Annotated in this window: 18 protein-coding genes; 4 read left to right on the forward strand and 14 right to left on the reverse strand. The window is 70.4% G+C overall.

Going from position 1 to position 18,677, the window contains the following annotated elements:
* Positions 1-118: 118 nt before the first annotated feature.
* A complete protein-coding gene (locus tag ACP4J3_RS29755; RefSeq protein ID WP_426539135.1) occupies positions 119-1,291 on the reverse strand; it encodes an acyl-CoA dehydrogenase family protein in 1,173 nt (390 codons plus the stop codon).
* Between the two features lie 334 nt (positions 1,292-1,625).
* Here ACP4J3_RS29755 and ACP4J3_RS29760 point away from each other — a divergent pair, with 334 nt between their 5' ends.
* Both ACP4J3_RS29760 and ACP4J3_RS29765 read left to right on the forward strand, forming a co-directional pair.
* Positions 1,626-1,946, forward strand: a complete 321-nt coding sequence (locus ACP4J3_RS29760; protein WP_426539136.1) for a hypothetical protein — start codon at positions 1,626-1,628, stop codon at positions 1,944-1,946.
* A 334-nt stretch (positions 1,947-2,280) separates the two neighbouring features.
* Positions 2,281-2,709, forward strand: coding sequence for a glycosyl hydrolase family 18 protein (locus tag ACP4J3_RS29765; protein WP_426539137.1), 429 nt, complete (start codon positions 2,281-2,283; stop codon positions 2,707-2,709).
* Positions 2,710-2,798: 89 nt separating this feature from the next.
* On the opposite strand, the gene ACP4J3_RS29770 is transcribed toward ACP4J3_RS29765, so the two are convergent.
* From ACP4J3_RS29770 to ACP4J3_RS29785, 4 genes are all read right to left on the reverse strand, one after another.
* Positions 2,799-3,458 carry a TetR/AcrR family transcriptional regulator gene (locus ACP4J3_RS29770; protein ID WP_426539138.1) on the reverse strand — a complete coding sequence of 220 codons (660 nt, stop codon included), beginning with the start codon at positions 3,456-3,458 and terminating at the stop codon, positions 2,799-2,801.
* 146 nt (positions 3,459-3,604) lie between these two features.
* Positions 3,605-4,963, reverse strand: a complete 1,359-nt coding sequence (locus tag ACP4J3_RS29775) for a peptidase C39 family protein (RefSeq protein WP_426539139.1) — start codon at positions 4,961-4,963, stop codon at positions 3,605-3,607.
* A gap of 247 nt (positions 4,964-5,210) precedes the next feature.
* On the reverse strand, positions 5,211-6,752 hold the full coding sequence (locus ACP4J3_RS29780; RefSeq protein ID WP_426539140.1) for an amino acid permease: 1,542 nt from the start codon (positions 6,750-6,752) through the stop codon (positions 5,211-5,213).
* A 37-nt stretch (positions 6,753-6,789) separates the two neighbouring features.
* Positions 6,790-7,743, reverse strand: a complete 954-nt coding sequence (locus tag ACP4J3_RS29785) for a hypothetical protein (RefSeq protein ID WP_426539141.1) — start codon at positions 7,741-7,743, stop codon at positions 6,790-6,792.
* A 219-nt stretch (positions 7,744-7,962) separates the two neighbouring features.
* On the opposite strand from ACP4J3_RS29785, the gene ACP4J3_RS29790 reads away from it, so the two are divergent.
* Both ACP4J3_RS29790 and ACP4J3_RS29795 read left to right on the forward strand, forming a co-directional pair.
* On the forward strand, positions 7,963-8,616 hold the full coding sequence (locus ACP4J3_RS29790; RefSeq protein WP_426539142.1) for a uridine kinase family protein: 654 nt from the start codon (positions 7,963-7,965) through the stop codon (positions 8,614-8,616).
* Positions 8,617-9,045: 429 nt separating this feature from the next.
* Positions 9,046-10,911 (forward strand): AAA family ATPase, encoded by a 1,866-nt coding sequence (locus ACP4J3_RS29795; RefSeq protein ID WP_426539143.1) that lies wholly within the window; start codon positions 9,046-9,048, stop codon positions 10,909-10,911.
* A 220-nt stretch (positions 10,912-11,131) separates the two neighbouring features.
* Here ACP4J3_RS29795 and ACP4J3_RS29800 read toward each other — a convergent pair whose 3' ends face one another.
* From ACP4J3_RS29800 to ACP4J3_RS29840, 9 genes are all read right to left on the reverse strand, one after another.
* A complete protein-coding gene (locus ACP4J3_RS29800; RefSeq protein WP_426539144.1) occupies positions 11,132-12,220 on the reverse strand; it encodes a hemolysin family protein in 1,089 nt (362 codons plus the stop codon).
* Positions 12,217-13,542, reverse strand: coding sequence for a hemolysin family protein (locus ACP4J3_RS29805; RefSeq protein WP_426539145.1), 1,326 nt, complete (start codon positions 13,540-13,542; stop codon positions 12,217-12,219). The genes ACP4J3_RS29800 and ACP4J3_RS29805 overlap by 4 nt, the downstream gene beginning before the upstream one ends.
* 237 nt (positions 13,543-13,779) lie before the next feature.
* Positions 13,780-14,235, reverse strand: coding sequence for a PH domain-containing protein (locus tag ACP4J3_RS29810; protein ID WP_426539146.1), 456 nt, complete (start codon positions 14,233-14,235; stop codon positions 13,780-13,782).
* 10 nt (positions 14,236-14,245) lie between these two features.
* Positions 14,246-15,097 carry an ATP phosphoribosyltransferase gene (gene hisG, locus ACP4J3_RS29815; RefSeq protein WP_426539147.1) on the reverse strand — a complete coding sequence of 284 codons (852 nt, stop codon included), beginning with the start codon at positions 15,095-15,097 and terminating at the stop codon, positions 14,246-14,248.
* 59 nt (positions 15,098-15,156) lie between these two features.
* Positions 15,157-15,429 (reverse strand): phosphoribosyl-ATP diphosphatase, encoded by a 273-nt coding sequence (locus ACP4J3_RS29820; protein WP_031486114.1) that lies wholly within the window; start codon positions 15,427-15,429, stop codon positions 15,157-15,159.
* Between the two features lie 34 nt (positions 15,430-15,463).
* Entirely contained in the window at positions 15,464-15,949 is a 486-nt protein-coding gene (gene ribH, locus ACP4J3_RS29825; protein WP_426539148.1) for a 6,7-dimethyl-8-ribityllumazine synthase, read from the reverse strand.
* 34 nt (positions 15,950-15,983) lie between these two features.
* Positions 15,984-17,333 (reverse strand): bifunctional 3,4-dihydroxy-2-butanone-4-phosphate synthase/GTP cyclohydrolase II, encoded by a 1,350-nt coding sequence (locus tag ACP4J3_RS29830; RefSeq protein ID WP_426539149.1) that lies wholly within the window; start codon positions 17,331-17,333, stop codon positions 15,984-15,986.
* On the reverse strand, positions 17,330-17,971 hold the full coding sequence (locus ACP4J3_RS29835; protein WP_426539150.1) for a nicotinamide mononucleotide transporter family protein: 642 nt from the start codon (positions 17,969-17,971) through the stop codon (positions 17,330-17,332). Before ACP4J3_RS29835 ends, ACP4J3_RS29830 begins: the two co-directional genes overlap by 4 nt.
* The gene (locus ACP4J3_RS29840) at positions 17,968-18,585 is read right to left on the reverse strand and encodes a riboflavin synthase (protein ID WP_426539151.1); all 618 of its coding nucleotides are present in this window, start codon (positions 18,583-18,585) and stop codon (positions 17,968-17,970) included. Before ACP4J3_RS29840 ends, ACP4J3_RS29835 begins: the two co-directional genes overlap by 4 nt.
* Positions 18,586-18,677: the final 92 nt, after the last annotated feature.

Consider the following 18,677-nt stretch of genomic DNA (forward strand, 5'->3'; position numbering starts at 1 on the left):
GATCCGCCGATCTACCAGGCTCTGATGCGCATGTGGGCCGACCGTGGCCGCACGCTGCCGGGGCGCCACGACCCGGAGTGGATCCGGCTCGCGGCGCCGACGGTGAAGCACGGCCAGTTCAGCGTCCCTCGGGACCAGCCAGGTGACGGGCGATGACCATCCGCTGAATCTGGTTGGTGCCCTCGACGATCTGCAGGACCTTGGCCTCGCGCATATAGCGCTCGGCCGGGAAGTCCGCGGTGTAGCCGTACCCGCCGAGGATCTGGACGGCGTCGGTGGTGACCTTCATCGCCGCGTCCGTGCAGTGCAGCTTGGCCATCGCCGCCTGCTTGGCGAACGGCCGGCCCGCGTCGCGCAGCCGTGCCGCCGCGAGGTACAGCGCGCGGCCGGCCTCGATCTGGGTCGCCATGTCGGCGAGCATGAAGCGCAGTCCCTGGAAGTCGGCGATCGGCTTGCCGAACTGCCGGCGCTCGCTCGCGTACGCCACCGCCTCGTCCAGCGCCGCCTGCGCCACGCCGATCGCGCAGGCCGCGATGCCGAGCCGGCCGGAGTCGAGTGCGGACAGGGCGATGGCGAAGCCCTGGCCCTCCTCGCCGAGCCGCCGGTCGTCGGCGACCCGCACGCCGTCGAAGTGGACCTGGGCTGTGGGCGAGCCCTTCATGCCCATCTTCTTCTCGGGCGCCGCCGCGCTCAGGCCGGCCGCGTCCCCGGGCACCAGGAAGGCGGTGATCCCGCGCGGGCCCTCCTCGCCGGTGCGGGCCATGACGGTGTAGAAGTCGGCGATGCCGCCGTGCGTGATCCAGGCCTTGGTGCCGGTGATCACCCAGTCCTCGCCGTCCCGCACGGCCTTCGTCCGCAGGGAGGCCGCGTCCGAGCCCGACGACGGCTCGGAGAGGCAGTACGCCCCCAGGAGCCCGCCGCCGAGCATCGCGGGGAGATGCTCGACCTGCTGCTGCTTGGTGCCGTAGGTGGCCAGGGCGTAGGAGGCGAGGGTGTGCACGCTGACGCCGAGGCCGACGGTGAGGCGGGCCGCGGCGAGCTCTTCGAGGACCTGGAGGTAGACCTCGTACGGCTGGTCGCCGCCGCCATGTTCGGAGTCGTACGGCAGGCCGAGCAGTCCGGATTCGGAGAGCAGGGTGAAGACCTCGCGCGGGAAGCGTCCGGCGTCCTCCTCCTCGGCCGCCTTCGGGACGATCTCGCGCTGCGCGATGTCGCGGACGAGCGAGAGCAGATCCCGGGCCTCGTCCGTGGGCAGTTGACGGTCCACCGGCTGCGGGGCGCGGTCGGGCATGGCGACGATCCTCCCTGTCGGGCACATCGGCGCACATCCGCCTTGGGTGGGGCGGCTGCGCCGGGTCTCACTGGTGCCGGGCCGATGCTCGCATTCCCGGGTCTCGGAAGCTGCTGACCAGCGGCTGTGCGCTGTGAGTATGCCCGATCAGAGGCATCGCGTCACCAGTTAACGACCGCTCACTCAAAAGAGTATCCGGCAAGTTATCCGCGGCGCGGAAATTGGTCCGAACCATTGACGTACTGGTCTAGTCCTCCTACGGTGACAGATCAATGCATCAGCGCGTTCATGCCAATCGGAGCATGCTCCCCTCTCCCCCACGAGGAGACACCCGATGCACATCTCCCACCGCCCGCGCATCCGCCTGCGGGCGCTCGTGTCCGCCGCATGCGCGGCCGTCCTCGGCGCCGGGCTGCTCGCCGGCGCGGGCTCCAAGGTCATCGGCTACTTCACCGAATGGGGCACCTACGACCGCAAGTACTACGTCAAGAACATCGAGACCTCGGGCTCGGCCGCGAAGCTCACCCACATCAACTACGCCTTCGGCAACGTCACGGGCGGCAAGTGCGCGATCGGCGACTCCTGCGCGGCGACCGAACGCACCTACACCGCGGCCGACGGCAAGTTGAGTGCCGTCGGCCACGCAGCGGCGTAGTACGTCGACTGGTACAACCGTTCCTCGCGCGGCTGACCGAAGTCGGCTCAACCACACGCCCGGATCGCTCCGAGCCGCCCCCGCGAACGGTCTTCGGGGCCGGAGAGCGCGCTGGTCCACTTCGGCGATCCGCGTCTTACGGCCGACAGGCTGCGCGAAGTCCTCGGCGGGGCTGATCCACCCTCCTGCGGCCCTCGGCTGCAAGCACCCCGACGGGTAGCTCTCTCGGCGCGATCCTCTGGTCGCGCGCGAGTCACACCTCGCCGATAGCAGGCGCCCCGCTGCAACCGATCAGCACAGCATATCGCCCGATGAGAGCAACTCGTGACGCAACGTGGTCAACCCGGCAGGCACCAACCCGATGACGTACGACTTCTTCGGCGCCTGGGACGCGACCGGACCGACGGCTCCGCACTCGGCGCTGAACTCCTACTCCGGCATCCCGAAGGCGGACTTCCACACCTCGGCGACGATCGCCAAGCTCAAGGGCCTCGGCATCCCGTCGGCCAAGCCGCTGCTCGGCATCGGCTTCTACGGCCGCGGCTGGACCGGCGTCACCCAGTCGGCGCCGGGCGGCACGGCGACCGGGACGGTGGGCGGCACGGCGTACGCCAAGTGCGGGAGCGAGTGGTGGAGTTACGACACGCCCGCGACCATCGCGACGAAGATGGCGTACAAGAACCAGCAGGGCCTTGGCGGGACGTTCTTCTGGGAACTGAGTGGGGACACGGCGAACGGTGAGCTGATCAAGGCGATCGACTAGCCGGGCCCAGGGGCTGATCGACCAGCCGGTCCCACGGAGGCGTGGGGCGGAGGACCACGAGACCTCCGCCCCCTGGGGCCGGTCCCGGGTCAGTCGTCCCGGCGGGCCGGCTCCGGGGCCCGGTAGGCGGGGTCGAGCTCCTCGATGGCCCGCATGGCACCGCCGAGCATCTTCACCAGCAGCTCGCGCATGGTGTCCCGGGGCAGCTCGGGGTGGTCCATCCAGTCGAGGGTGGCGCCCTCCACACTGCACACCCAGGCGAGCAGGCCCATGCGGGCCATCGGGGCGATGTCGGTGCGACCGTACGCCCCCTCGGCGATGGTCGCGACGATCGCCTCGCGCACACCGTCCCGGATCGCGTGCACCTCGGCGTCGAAGCCGACGCCGCCGCTGACGATGGTGCGGTAAGCGGCCTGGTTGTGCTCGGCGTAGCGCAGATAGCTGTCGATGGTGCGGTGGACCCGGCCCACCGGCTCCATTTCGACGCCGCTCGCCGCATAGGTGACCAGGTCGGCCACGGAGTCCTGGATGATCGCCAGGTAGTAGCCGCGCTTGGACTGGAAGTAGTAGTAGATGAGCCCCTTGGCGACATGGGCCTGGCGGGCGATGTCGTCCATGGAGAGCGCGTCGTACGACGTGTCGGCGAACAGCTTCCGCCCGATGGCGATGAGTTCGGCACGGCGCGCCACCGAGCGTTCGGTGCCGCGAGCCCGGGGACGGGCCGCGTCGCGCTGTTGACTAATATTCAATTTCGACCCTGTTGTTCAACGGGCGGCGGGACATCCGCAGTATGGCAGACCTTCACCGGCTGCTCGTTCGAGTCTGGTCGACTTTGACAGGACTATTGGACAACAGGGTCGACATATGCCCGATAAGCGGCCCGATGTGCGTCAGGTCACAACACTCCCACCGCGGCGAGCGCGGCCCGCTGGCGCGGGGTCGGGCTCGCCGGGAAGTAGAGGTAGCAGACGCCTCCGGTGCCGGAGACGACCTTGCCCTGGGCGTTGTACCGCTTGGTCCGCAGCCAGATGTTCTCCCACTCACGCCGCTTGTAGACGCGCCGCACCGCCTCGTTGCTCGGTGAGTTCGGGTCGTTGGCGATCACGTCGCCGTCGGCGGTGAAGCCGATGACGGTCATCAGATGCCCGGCGGTGCCGTACCCCGCCCCGGTCAGCTCCGCCTCCAGGAAGGACTGGGACGTGATGGCCGGGATGCCGGCCGCGATCAGCCTCTCCACGTCGGTGAGCGAGCCGAGCCGGGTGACGACGCCCTGCAGGCCCTCGAAGGTGGCCGCGTAGGCGGCGTTGAACGGCCAGTTTCCGCAGCCCTCGTACTGGTGGTCGTAGGTGAACCGGGCCGCGTGGCAGACCTGCGGGTCGGCGAACGACGGGTCGACCCAGGCCAGCTGCTCGCGGGTGAGCCGGCCGCCCCAGTACTCGATGATCATCTGCGAGGAAGTGGGGCTGCACCAGGCCTCGCCGCCGTTGTCGTACTCCGGGTACTGGCCGATGTGGATCTCCTGCGAGTAGCGAGGGACGATCAGTTCCCGGGCCAGGCCGGGGGCGGAGGCCGGGACGGTGAAGCGGTCGGGGACGTCGGAGCCCATCGCGCCGGCCCGCCACACGGTGGGGGTGAGCTTCGTGCCGGGCTTGCGGTACAGGGTCAGCCGCAGCCGGTACGAGGCGAGCCGCAGGCCGGTCGCCGGGTCGTCGATGGCGAACGTGTCGGTCCAGACGCTGCTCTTGCCGTCGCTCTGGTCGTCGACCGAGGTGCGGCGGATGTCCTGGTCGCCGGCGGCCCAGCGGCCCATGACGTACCAGGGGGTCGCGGTGCCGTCGGAGTAGGTCCCCGAGAGTTCGATCTGGAGCCAGGTGCCGTCAGGGGTGCGCGCGTTCCAGGAGGCGATCGCCTCGGTCGCGGGGACGCCGAGCCGGTGGACGGGGGAGGTCCAGGTCGCGTACTCCCAGCGGGCGGTTCTGCCGGTGTGCGGGTCCGTGTGGTCGGTGATGCCCGCGGGCGTGGCGATCACGATGCCGGGGCGCTTGCCCGCCACCGCGCGGGTGCCGGTCGCGGTGCCGGTGCGCCAGTCGGTGTACGTGGTCCAGGCGCGGTTGTCGACGGTGCGGGCCGGGGTGTCGGCGGTGGCATCGGCCGGCTCGTCGGCGGCGCCCGCCGGGCTCGCGGCGCCCGCCACGGCCGCGGTGACCGCGGCGGCGAGGACGGTTCTGCGGGACGGCTGTTCGGCTCTGCTCATGGGCGGAAGACTCCCAGGTGTCCGATTCGGCGGCTCCTGTGCACGGCTGTCCGCCAACTATGACCGCACGAGGCAGCCGCTACCAGCACTTCGGCCCCTGGCGTGGCTACGAACATTGGTGTCGGCCACTGGCACCAATGCTGATGATGTCCCGTGGCCTCAACCGTCCTACGGGCGGGGCGGGATGAGCGATCGGGCCCCGGTGCACACCGCCGCCACGGTGTGCACCGGGATCGATGACAGCCCCTCAGACCAGGTCCATCGCCGCGACCTCGTCGGGACGGCCGTAGCTGACCGGGCCGTGGAAGCGGCGGCGGGCGGTGGTGCACCACCACACCGTGGCCACGCCCAGGACGACGACCAGGGCGACCGGCGCGTAGTTGAACGAGTCGACGGTCACCGGCGAGGCCTGCGGCAGCATGAACAGCACGCTGCTGAGCAGGATCCAGGTCACCGCGACGATCCCGACCGGCCTGCCCCAGCGGCCCAGGTGCCAGGGGCCGGGCTGGAACTCGTCGCCGAGCCGCAGCCTCAGCAGGATCGGCACGGCGTAGGCGAGGAAGAGCCCGACCACGTTGACGCTGACGATGGCCGTGAACGCCGTGTGCGACCACCACCCCGGCACCACGAGCGCCAGTGAGCAGCAGACGGCCAGCCACACCGCCTTGACGGGCGTGCGGGTGCGCGGCGAGACCGAGTGCCACCAGCGGGAGCCTGGCATCGCGCCGTCCCGGGAGAAGGCGAAGATCTGCCGGGTGTTGCTGGTGAGATTGGCCAGGCCGCAGAAGAGCATCGCGCCGATCACGATCAGCAGCAGCACCTTCGCGGTGCCCACACCGAGCCCGTCGATCAGGATCTGCACGGGCGGTGCGTCGGCGCTCGCCACTCGGTCCTCGTCACGAATGCTGTAGACCAATGCGAGCATCAGCAGCAGTCCCGCGATTGCCGAGTATCCGATCGCCCGGGTGATCCCCTTCGGCGCGTTCACCGTCGCGCGGACTGTTTCCTCCGACATGTGGAAGCTGCCGTCGAAGCCGGTGAAGGTCCAGCTCGTCACCAGCAGTCCGAGCATCCCGCCGTAAAGGGCACTGGTGAAACCGGTGTTGTTCGCGAAATGCGTGACGTAGGAAGCCGGCTGATGGTGATCGGGAATCACGATCAGGGCGGTCACGATCACCACGAGTCCGCTGAGCAGCCACCACACGGAGATCCGGTTCAGTACGGCGACCAGGTGCACGGTGTAGGTGTTGGCGAGCCCCTGCACCACGATGATCAGGGCCGTGATCAGCACCGTGCGGTGGCCGGACGCCTCGTACGAGGGCCACTGGAGGGCGATGAAGGCCTGGATGAAGGTGGCGGCGGCGTACCCGGTGGCGGCCGTGCCGCCGACCTGGCCGACGAAGTTCAGCCAGCCGGTGTACCAGGACCAGGCGCCCTTGTGCCGTTTGGCGAGTTTCCCGGCGGAGAAATACAGTGCGCCACTCGTCGGATAGGCCGAGGCGACTTCCGCCATCGCTGCTCCCACGAAGAGCACCATGACGGAGACGCCGATCCAGCCGAAGACGAGAATGCTCGGACCGCCCGCGTTCAGACCGAACCCGAAACCCGAGAAGATACCCGAGATGATGTTGATGATGGTGAACGAGATGGCGAAATTGTCGAACGCCTGAAAGCGCCTCGTGAGTTTTCTCGGATAACCCATCGCATGCAGTGTGGCGTCATCGTCGAGCGCGATCGGATCCGCTCCCCCGTGCGCTCGTGCGCGCCGTGCGGATATCCGTTGTGACACGGTCCGGACCTCTCTCTCGGTGGGGGGTGGCGGTCCGTCAGGCGGTCGGCACGGGCAGCCCGCAGGCGCGCCGCGCCCGGGACAGTTGCTCGGCCGGGTCGCCGAAGACGGACCAGGGCATGCGCGAGGCGTAGGGCCCCATCGCCGTGAAGACGGCGCGCGCCTGCGTCTCGCACCCGGCCATGACCAGGGCGTGCGCGAGGTAGGCCAGGTCGAGGACCGGAGTGAAGGGGTAGCCGGCCACCGTGGGCAGCCAGTGGTGGTGGATCGCCAGGGCGGTCGCGCGCCACTGCGGCTGCTCCCAGACGCGGTCGGCGAGCAGTTGGGTGGGGTCGTAGCACTCGACGAGGGCGACCAGGGGAAGCAGGCGCAGCGGTGAGTCGGCGGGCGCGCGCTGGCCGAGGAAGGCGGCGACGTCCCAGGCGGCGGTCACGGAGCCGCCGTAGCGGGGGAAGTAGCTGGCCAGGAAGCGATGGTGGGCCTCGCGGTGCCAGGGGTCGAGCGAGAGGACGTGCGCGAACAGGCGCCAGGGTCCGGGCGGTGCGGTGAGCAGTCCGCGGGGTGCCGGTTCGCGCAGCTGGTGCAGCCGGGCCATGGCCAGCTTGGCCACCCAGGGGGTGGGGTCGGCGCCGCCCACCGTCGCCGCCCGGTCGCAGGCGGCCAGCGCTATCCGCTCCAGCGCCTCGGTGCGCGGGTCGTGCGCGTCGGCCGCGCGCAGCGCCCGCAGCACGGCGACCCGCGCCCACATCAGCGCGGCCTCCGGGCCGGGCTCCTCCGCCAGCCAGCGCTCGACGAGGTCGGAGTCGGCGGCCTCCGAGGCGAGCACCAGGGAGCGGTGGGCCCGCAGCCGTAAGTCACCGCGGGTTTCGGCCAGGGCGTCGCGGGCGCTCAGATAGCGCCCGGCGCGGACATCGACGCATACGCTCGCCAGCACGCGGTCGTCGGCCGCCGGATGCCACACATACTGCCCTTCGAATAACCCAGCGGCCATGTGTCCCAGCCCATCCCCGTTACGTCATCCCACAGTTGCGCACCAGGCACCCTACTCAGCGTGGGCCTCAACCGGAACGTGGATTTCACCGTGGTGGCCGGAGTTTTTCGGCTGCATTGCGGACCTCGGCCGGCTAGTTCAAAGCGACACCTTTTCTCTTCTCGCCGCCGCCCGCCGCCCCATCCGCTTTCGCCCGCTACTAGAATGTTCCAACGAAATATGCCCACCTCCGCTTCGCTTTCGGGAAAGACGATTCACGCCCTCGCCACCCGGCTCCGCCGCCTCCCGCCGTCCTGCGGCCCCGTCCGCCTGATCGGCGTCGACGGGCACGCCGGCTCCGGAAAGTCCACGTTCGCCGGGCAGTTGGCCCGGGCGCTGGACGACGCCCCGGTGCTGCACCTCGACGACATCGCCAGCCACGACGAGCTGTTCGAGTGGACCGGACGCCTGCTGACCCAGGTGATCGCACCTCTCTCGCGCGGCGAGACCGCCCACTACACCCCCTACGACTGGCGGGCCCGCCGCTTCGGACCGCCGCTGCCCCTGCCGCCCGCCCCGGTGATCGTCATCGAGGGCGTCGGCGCCGGCCGCCGCGCGCTGCGTCCGTATCTCGCCGAGCTGGCCTGGATGGAGCTGCCGCACGAGGACTCCTGGGCCCGGGGGCGCTCACGGGACGGGGAGGAGCAGCGGGAGTTCTGGGAAGGCTGGGTCAGGGCGGAGCGCAGACACTTCGCCGACGACCCTTCCAGGCCTTTCGCCGGCCTTCTGGTCCGACAGCGCGGAAAGGGATATGAGGTGACTCCCGGGCCTGCCGGGACAGTTGGACCGGACCAGCCCATCACGCAGGGTGACGACCCATCGGCAATGTGCTGAACTTGTGAAGAACCCCGTCGGCCAAGTTCCCGGAGTGCCTCAACTCGGCTTGACCCGGGGGCCGTACAGGACTTACGTTCTCAATGTGCGGTCGTTCGAGACCGCCCGAAGACGCGAAGCCCCCGGTTGTTCCCCCGTGATCGGGGGCTTCGTTCTACCCTGATCCCTTTTTCCGGGCGCCGAGAGGCGCGATTTGCTCACCCTCGGTCACCGAGCGCGCTCCCCCGGATCTGCTCCCACCTCGCCAAACGGCCGGTGCGGCACCCTGGGGCGGGCCACGCCCTCGCAGGTACGATGCCCTCGGTGCGCCCTACGGACGGCTGCTCTGCGCACCGTTGCAACTCCGGTCCACGGTACGGCCGTTCGATCAAGGTGGCCGACGGGCGAGCGGCCGGCCAACCGACGGGGGCACGGTTTGTGGGGGACGTGATGGACTTCGGCACGCAGGGCCCCGAGGCCCCGGCCGACCTCGCCTGGCTGCGAGGTGTGGATGCCTACACGATGGGCGCGTATCCACAGGCGGAGGAGGAGTTCCGTACCGCGGTGCGGATCGATCCCGGGATGGCCGACGGCTGGCTCGGCCTGCACGCGCTGCGCGTCGACACGACGACGGCGCTGCTGCGGATGTTCCGGCACCGGGAGCGCTTCGGGGAGCAGCGCGCCCGGCACCGGCGCACGCTCAACTCCTGGTACTGGCTGGGCTGGTGGGTGCAGCCGGTCCTGGAGAGCCCCCGCGATCTGCTGCTGGCGCACGCCTCGCACTGGCTGGACGGCCGGCACGTCCCGGAGCTGGACCGGGCGCTCGCCGGGCTCCCGCCCGTGGACACCGACCACCAGGTCCGCTTCCTGCACGCCTGCCGCGCCTATCTGGTCAAGGACTGGGAGCAGCTCGTACGGCACACCGACCCACTGCTCGACGATCCGATGCTCGGCATCGAGGCCGGCCTGTTCGGGGGCATGGCGCGGGTGCGCCTCGAGATGTACGGGCAGGCCGAGCCGCTGCTGTCGGCCGCGCTGATGCGGTGCCGCAGCGAGCAGCCGCAGCGCAAGGAGCTGCGGTACTGGCTGGCGCGGGCGCACGAGGGCACGGGCCGGTCGGCGGCCGCGCTCCCCCTCTACCGCGCGGTGCACCGAGTCGACCCCGCCTTCATGGACACCTCGGCCCGGCTCGCGGCCATCGCCGAGGGCGACGGGTACGACGACCCGACCGACCTCGCGGCGATCACGCTCACCGGGTTCGGCGGGGACATGGCCGACGGGCCCGACGGTCTTGACCCGCTGTTCGGCACCGAGGGCCGGGAGCTGAAGCTGTCCGACCCGGACCTGCCGCCGGCCGGGCCGCTGTCGTCGGTGGCGGATCCGGCGGTGCGCCAGAAGACGGGCGTACCGTCGCAACCGTTGCCCGCCGGTCCGACCGATCCGCAGTTACTCGAGGAGGCGCTCGCCGAACTCGAGCGCATGGTGGGGCTCGAGCCCGTCAAGCGCCAGGTCAAGGCGCTGTCCGCCCAGTTGAACATGGCCCGGCTGCGGGCCGGGCAGGGGCTGCCGGTGCAGCCGCCGAAACGGCACTTCGTCTTCTCCGGCCCCTCGGGCACCGGCAAGACCACGGTCGCGCGCATCCTGGGCCGCGTCTTCTACGCCCTCGGGCTGCTCGGCGGCGACCATCTCGTGGAGGCCCAGCGGGCCGATCTGGTCGGCGAGTATCTGGGCCAGACGGCCGTGAAGGCCAACGAGCTCATCGACTCCGCGCTCGGTGGCGTGCTGTTCGTGGACGAGGCGTACTCGCTGTCCAACACCGGCTACGGCAAGGGCGACGCGTACGGCGACGAAGCCCTTCAGGTGCTGCTGAAGCGGGCCGAGGACAACCGGGACCACCTGGTGGTGATCCTCGCCGGCTATCCCGAGGGCATGGACCGGCTGCTGGCCGCGAACCCCGGTCTGTCCTCGCGCTTCACGACCCGGGTCGACTTCCCCTCGTACCGTCCCCTCGAACTGACCTCGATCGGTGAGGTGCTCGCCGGGGAGAACGGAGACGTGTGGGACGAGGAGGCACTGGACGAGCTGCGGTCGATCGCCGGGCATGTGGTCGACCAGGGGTGGATCGACGAGCTGGGCAACGGGCGGTTCCTGCGGACGCTGTACGAGAAGAGCTGTGCGTATCGGGATCTGCGGTTGACGACTTATCCGGGGGCGTTGACGAGGGACGACTTGTCGACACTTCGGTTGCCGGATCTGATGCAGGCGTATGGGGAAGTGCTGTCGGGGCGGGGGCCGCAGGATCCGTCTGCCATGTGAGCGGCGTTGAGCTGTGCCCGGCGGCTTGGTTGCCGCCGGTGGTGGGGTCGGCCATGTGATCCGCGTTTCGCTGTGCCCGGCGCCTTGGTTGCCGCCGGGGGTGGGGTCGCTCGCCCGCGCTGGCGGGGGTGCCGCCTGCGCCCACCCGTGCCGCCCCAGCGGCACGACTGCCCGCAGGCTGCGTTGGGATGCGGTGCCGCCGGGTCGGCGGCGGTGTGTCTCAGCCCGCCAACGCCCCCTCCGGCTCCCCTCTGCTCACCCGCGGCCCCGTCACCCGCACCTCCGGCACCTCCCGATGCGCCGGGTCCCGTACCTCGCCCACCAGGAGTTCCAGTACGTCTTCCAGCGCGACGAGCCCCAGGACCTTGCCGGACGCGTCGGCCACCTGGGCCAGATGGGTCGCGGCGCGGCGCATCACCGTCAGGGCGTCGTCCAGGGGGAGTTCGGAGCGCAGGGTCGTCATCGGGTGCCAGACCTGCTGGGGTACCGCGCGCTCCGACTCCTCCAGGTCCAGTACGTCCTTCACATGCAGGTAGCCCATGAAGGCGCCGGTCTCCGCCGCCACCGGGAAGCGGGAGTACCCGGTGCGGGCGGTGAGCGCGACGATCTGCCCGGGGGTGACCGAGGGGCTGACGGTGACCAGGGACTCGCGCTTGAGCAGCACGTCCGTCACCGGGCGCGAGCCCAGCTCCAGGGCGTCCTCCAGGCGCTCCTGCTCCTCCGGGTCGAGCAGTCCGGCCTGGCCGGAGTCCTCGACGAGCCGGTTGAGCTGCTCGCTGGTGAACACCGCCTCGACCTCGTCCTTCGGCTCGACGCGGAACAGCCGCAGGATGGCCTGGGCGACGGCGCCGAGGGCCACGGTGATCGGCCGGCAGAAGCGGGCGAAGTAGACCAGGCCGGGGCTGAGCCACAGCGCGACCTTCTCCGGCGCCGCCATCGCCAGGTTCTTCGGCAGCATCTCGCCGATGACCAGATGGAAGAAGACCACCGCGGCGAGTGCGATGACGTAGGTGAGGGGGTGAATCATGCCTTCCGGCAGGTGGATCCACTCGAACAGCGGCTCCAGCAGGTGTGCCACCGTGGGCTCCGCGACCGCACCCAGCGTCAGGGAGCAGACCGTGATGCCGAACTGGGCCGCCGCCATCATCTCCGGCAGCCGCTCCAGGCCGTACAGGACCTTGCGGGCCCGCGCCGTGCCCAGCGGTTCGATCTGGCTGCGGCGGACCGAGACGAGGGCGAACTCGGCGCCGACGAAGAAGCCGTTGGCGAGCACGAGCAGCGCGGCGAAGACGAGTTGGAGGACGCTCATCGGGCGACCTCCACCACGGCCCCGGTCCGCACCAGCCGGACGCGCTCGGCGCGGTAGTGGCCGACCCGGCGCACCGACAGCCGCCAGCCCGGCAGCTCCGCCTTGTCGCCGACGGCCGGGATGCGTCCGAGCAGGTCGGCGACCAGTCCGGCGACGGTCTCGTACGGCCCCTCGGGCACATCGAGTCCTATGCGCTGGAGGATGTCGACACGGCAGCTTCCGTCGGCGTCCCAGGCCAGGCGGCCGTCCTCCGGCGGAGCGGCGGCGAGTTCGGGCAGGTCCTGGCCGTCGTGCTCGTCGCGGACCTCGCCGACGATCTCCTCGACGATGTCCTCCAGGGTGACCACTCCCGCGGTGCCGCCGTACTCGTCGACCACGACCGCGATGGGCTGCTCGCTGCGCAGTTGGGCCAGGAGCGGCTGGACCGGCAGGGTCTCGGGGACGAGCAGCGCCGGGCGGGCGATACGGCCGACCGGGGTGCGCAGACGTTCACCCGAACGGATCGCCAGGGCGTCCTTCAGATGGACCATGCCGACGATCTCGTCGATCTTCTCCCGGTAGACCGGGAAGCGGGACAGGCCCGTGGCGCGCGTCAGGTTGACCACGTCCTCGGCCGTGGCCGACGACTGCAGTGCGCTCACCTTCACGCGCGGCGTCATGACGTGCTGCGCGGTCAGCTCACCGAGCGACAGCGTCCGTACGAAGAGGTCCGCGGTGTCCTGTTCCAGGGCGCCGGCCTGGGCGGAGTGCCGGGCCAGGGAGACGAGTTCGCCGGGGGTGCGGGCGGAGGCCAGCTCCTCGGCGGGCTCGATGCCCAGGGCACGGACCAGACGGTTCGCGACCGAGTTCAGCGCGGCGATCACCGGGCGGAACAGGCGCGCGAAGACATGCTGCGGGCCGGCGACGAAGCGCGCGACCTGCATCGGCCGGGACACCGCCCAGTTCTTGGGCACGAGTTCGCCGATCACCATCTGCACGGCCGAGGCCAGCAGCATGCCGACGACCACGGCGACACCGGGCACCGCGCCCTCGGGGATGCCGATCGCGGTGAACGGGCCGCCCAGCAGGTCGGCCAGCGCCGGTTCGGCGAGCATGCCGACCACGAGGGAGGTGATGGTGATGCCGAGCTGGGTGCCGGAGAGCTGGAAGGACAGTTCCTTGAGCGACTCGACCACCCGGCGGGCCCGTCGGTCGCCTTCCGCGGCGGCCTTCTCGGCGTCCGTCGCCTCGACCGTGACCAGGCCGAACTCGGCCGCCACGAAGAAGCCGTTGGCGAGAATCAGCAGGAACGCGGCTGCCAGGAGCAGCAAGGGGATGCTCATGATGCCGCCGCCCCGGTATGTCGGGAGGGGGCGGCGCAGGTACTACAGGACGATCCGTCCATCGCTGGAGGGAATCACTCCTCGGGTAGCAGGGGGGCCTCTGAGGACCGGTTGGGACATCAGGTCGGAACATCAGTGGCGGAGGCGCCACGAAAACGCCTCCGCCAACAGATTAATCAAGACATCGCGATTTACGTCAGGGTGAACGTCTCCCCGTGAGCCCGATGGCCCTGTGAGTCAGCCCTCATGGTCCTCGGGCTCCCTGATGGCACGGGCCTCGGCGAGCGCCCGCAGGGTGCGGGCGTCGGCGATGGCGCGCTGCTTGGCGATGCCCGGCTGGATGCCGAGCGCGGGCAGGCTGGTGCCGTCGCTGAGATTGAGGAACACCCAGGGGTCACCCGGGCGGAGGTTCACCTGAAGGATCTCCGCCCAGTCCAGACGGCGTTTGGTGGCGATGTTCACCACGGTGACGCCGGACTCGTCGGCGACGACCTTCACGCGTGCCAGCATGGCCAGCACGCCGGACATCAGCGCGCCGGTGAGGATGAAGCTGAGGCGCTCCCCCGGGCCGAGCTTCTCCAGCAGCAGCGCGACCGCCGTGATGACGACGAAGATCGCGGCGCCCGCGGTGAGCAGGACGGCCCGGGTGCGGCCCGGCCGGAAGGTGACGGGAAGGGCAGGCAGTTCGGACATCGCTGGCTCTCTACAGACGGCAGGCGTGGATGGCCGTGGTCAGGATGGCCCGGGCGCCGAGGTCGTACAGGTCGTCCATGATGCGCTGGGCTTCCTTGGCCGGAACCATCGCCCGGACGGCGACCCAGCCCTCGTTGTGCAGCGGCGAGACGGTCGGGGACTCCAGGCCCGGGGTGAGGGCGACGGCGTTCTCGAGCTGCTCGACGCGGCAGTCGTAGTCCATCATCACGTACGTCCGGGCGACCAGGACGCCTTGGAGGCGGCGCAGGAACTGCTGCACCTTGGGATCCTCGCCGTCCGTGCCGGTGCGGCGGATGACGACGGCCTCGGACTTCATGATCGGCTCGCCGACGACCTCCAGGCCGGCGTTGCGCAGCGAGGTGCCGGTCTCGACGACGTCCGCGATGACCTGGGCGACACCGAGCTGGATGGAGGTCTCGACGGCGCCGTCGAGGTGGACGACGGAGGCGTCGATGCCGTGGTCGGCGAGGTGCTTGGCGACGATGCCCTCGTAGGAGGTGGCGACCGTCTTGCCGCTGAGGTCCGCCAGGTCGTGGCCGACGATGCCGGGCCTGGTGGCGAAGCGGAAGGTGGAGCGGGCGAAGCCGAGCGGCAGGATCTCCTCGGCGTTGGCGCCGGAGTCGATCAGCAGGTCACGGCCGGTGATGCCGATGTCGAGCTGGCCGGAGGCGACGTAGATGGCGATGTCGCGGGGGCGGAGGTAGAAGAACTCGACGTCGTTCTCGGGGTCGACGATCCGCAGTTCCTTGGACTCGCGCCGTTGCTGGTAGCCGGCCTCATGCAGCATCTCCGCCGCAGGGCCGGACAGTGAACCCTTGTTGGGGACGGCGATGCGCAGCATGAGGTCGGCTTCCTTCGTTCGCTCTTACGGTGTGCGGGTCTTCTTGAGGCTGGCGGTGCTCAGAGGTGGGCGTAGACGTCGTCCAGGGAGATCCCGCGGGCGACCATCATCACCTGGACGTGGTACAGCAGCTGCGAGATCTCCTCGGCGGCCGCTTCCTTGCCCTCGTACTCGGCGGCCATCCAGACCTCGGCGGCCTCCTCGACGACCTTCTTGCCGATGGCGTGGACGCCCTTGCCGACGAGTTCGGCGGTGCGGGAGGTGGCGGGGTCGCCGTTTGCGGCCTTGTGCTGGAGCTCGGTGAAGAGCTCCTCGAACGTCTTCTTGGACATGGTGGCGCCCACTTTACGCGTAGTGCCGGTCCACCTAGCGCCACGGTTCAGATACTGAGCGGAGAGTCGCGGCGGTGGCCACCGCCGCGGTCACCGCCTCGTGCCCCTTGTCCTCGTTGGACCCCTCGATGCCCGCCCGGTCCAGGGCCTGCTCCTCGGTGTCGCAGGTCAGCACGCCGAAGCCGACCGGGACGCCGGTCTCGACCGAGACCTGGGTCAGGCCCTGGGTCACACCCTGGCAGACGTACTCGAAGTGGGGGGTGCCGCCGCGGATGACGACGCCGAGGGCCACGATCGCGTCGTAGCCGCGGCCCGCGAGGACCTTGGCGACCACTGGGAGCTCCCAGCTGCCGGGGACCCGCAGCAGGGTCGGCTCGTCGATCCCCAGGTCGTGCAGGGCGCGCAGGGCGCCGTCCACCAGTCCGTCCATCACCTTCTCGTGCCACTGTGCCGCGATGACCGCGACCCGCAGGTCGCCCACATTGTGTACGGACAGCTCCGGTGCGCCCTTGCCGCTCACGTTCTTGAGTCTCCTCGGTGTGCTTCTTCTGGTCTTACTGGTTGGTGCAGGTGGACAGCGCGGTCTCGGGGGCGGCGTCCAGCCAGGGCAGGTCGTGCCCCATCCGGTCGCGCTTGGTGCGCAGGTACGTCAGGTTGTGCTCGCCCGCCTGCACGGGCATCGGCTCCCGCTCGGTGACCTCGATGCCGTGGCCGAGCAGCGCGTCGGTCTTGTCGGGGTTGTTGGTCAGCAGGCGCACGCTGCGCACGCCGAGGTCGGCCAGGATCCGTGCGCCGGCGCCGTAGTCGCGGGCGTCGGCGGGCAGGCCGAGTTCGAGGTTGGCGTCCAGGGTGTCGCGGCCGCGCTCCTGGAGTTCGTAGGCGCGCAGCTTGGACATCAGGCCGATGCCGCGCCCCTCGTGTCCGCGCAAGTAGACGACGACGCCGCGGCCCTCGTCCTGGATGCGTTCCAGGGCAGCCCGCAGCTGGGGGCCGCAGTCGCAGCGCAGGGAGTGGAAGACGTCGCCGGTGAGGCATTCGGAGTGGACGCGGACGACGACGTCCTCGCCGTCGCCGATCTCGCCGTGCACGAGCGCGACGTGCTCGACGCCGTCGGCGGTGGAGCGGTAGCCGTACGCGGTGAAGGCGCCGTGGGCGGTGGGCAGGTGGACCTCGGCCTCGCGGCGGACGGTGGGCTCGGGCCGCTGCTCGGCCGGGGCGGCCTCCTGCCGGGCCGGCTTCGGGCGCTCGGCTTCGCGGCGGTAGGCGATCAGGTCCTCGATGGAGACGATGGTCAGGCCGTGCTTGCGGGCGAACGGGATCAGCTCGGGCAGCCGCAGCATCTCGCCGTCCTCGCCGGCGATCTCGACGATGGCGCCGGCCGGGCGCAGCCCCGCGAGCCGGGCGAGGTCGACGGCGGCCTCGGTGTGGCCGTCGCGGACCAGCACGCCACCGGGCCGGGCGCGCAGCGGGAAGATGTGGCCGGGCCGGACGAGGTCCGACGGCTGTGCCTCCCCGCTCGCGAGGAGTCGCAGCGTGGTGGCCCGGTCGGAGGCCGAGATGCCCGTGGTCACACCGTGGGCGGCGGAGGCGTCCACGGAGACGGTGAAGGCGGTCTTCATCGACTCGGTGTTGTCCTCGACCATCTGCGGGAGTTCGAGCCGGTCCAGCTCCTCGGGCTCCATGGGCGCGCAGATCAGGCCGCGGCACTCGCTCATCATGAAGGCGACGATCTCGGGGGTCGCGTGCTCGGCGGCGATGACGAGGTCGCCCTCGTTCTCCCGGTCCTCGTCGTCGACGACCACGACCGGGCGGCCGGCCGCGATGTCGGCGATGGCCCGCTCGATCGGGTCGAGGGTGAGGTCCTCGAAGCCGTCGGTGCTGTACAGAACAGGTGCCGTGGTCATGCCGGCGCTCCTTCCAGGACGGGCCGCGCGCCGTCGCGGGAGCGCAGCCACCAGTCGCGCATGCCCCACAGGACGAGTGCGCCGTAGATGACGTAGACGAAGCCGGAGAAGGCGTAGCCGTTGGCGAAGTTGAGGGGGACGCCGACCAGGTCGACGAGCAGCCAGGCGAACCAGAACTCGACCATGCCGCGCGCCTGGGCGTACATGGCGACGACGGTGCCGACGAAGATGTAGGCGTCCGGCCAGGGGTCCCAGGACAGGGTCGGGTACGCCTCGAAGAGCAGCGCCACCGCGACGGTGCCGACGGCGGCCGCGGCGGCCATCGCCGCGCGCTCGCGCCAGGTGGCGAACCGGACGCTGATGTGGCCGTCCGCGCCCTGGTCCTTGCCGCGCTGCCACTGCCACCAGCCGTACAGGGCGACGAGCATGACGATGGCCTGCTTGCCGGCGCTGCCGGTCAGATGGCCGAAGAAGGCGCCGAAGAGGATCAGGCCGGCGAGGAACTGCACGGGCCAGGTCCATATGGAGCGCCGCCAGCCGAGGGCGAGGGCGGCGAGACCGAAGAGGTTGCCGACCATGTCCGACCAGAGGATGTGCTGGCCGAACAGGGCGAAGGCCTCGGAGTTCAGCGAGTTCACCGGGCCGCCGCCCCGGTGGAGGAGACCCGGTCGCCCAGCATCCGCTCGACGTACTTGGCGATGACGTCGACCTCGAGGTTGACCGGGTCGCCGGGCTGCTTGTGGCCGAGCGTGGTCAGGTCGAGGGTGGTGGGGATGAGGCTGACGGTGAAGTAGTCGGGCCCTGCGTCGACGACGGTGAGGCTGATGCCGTCGACGGTGATGGAGCCCTTCTCGACGACGTACCGGGACAGGTCCGCGGGGAGCGAGACCTTCACGATCTCCCAGTTGTCGGAGGGCTTGCGCTCCAGCACCTCGCCGGTGCCGTCGACGTGGCCCTGCACGATGTGCCCGCCGAGGCGGGCGCCCACGGCGGTGGGGCGCTCCAGGTTGACGCGGGAGCCGACGGCGAGGGCGCCCAGGCTGGAGCGGTTCAGGGTCTCGGCCATGACATCGGCGGTGAACTCGTCGCCCTCGTGGTCGACGACCGTGAGGCAGACGCCGTTGACCGCGATGGAGTCGCCGTGCTTCGCGCCGTCGGTGACGACGGGGCCGCGCACTCGGAAGCGACAGGCGTCGTCGAGGGTCTCGACGGCGGTGATCTCGCCCAGCTCTTCGACGATTCCGGTGAACACTTCCCGGGTCCTCCTGCCTCATTCGGGCACGGACTCCGGGGCCTGTCGATGACGACAGAATGTACGAGCGAGAGCACCGGGCGACGCCGGAC

It is taken from the genome of Streptomyces sp. UG1, assembly GCF_049974585.1.
GTDB lineage: Bacteria > Actinomycetota > Actinomycetes > Streptomycetales > Streptomycetaceae > Streptomyces.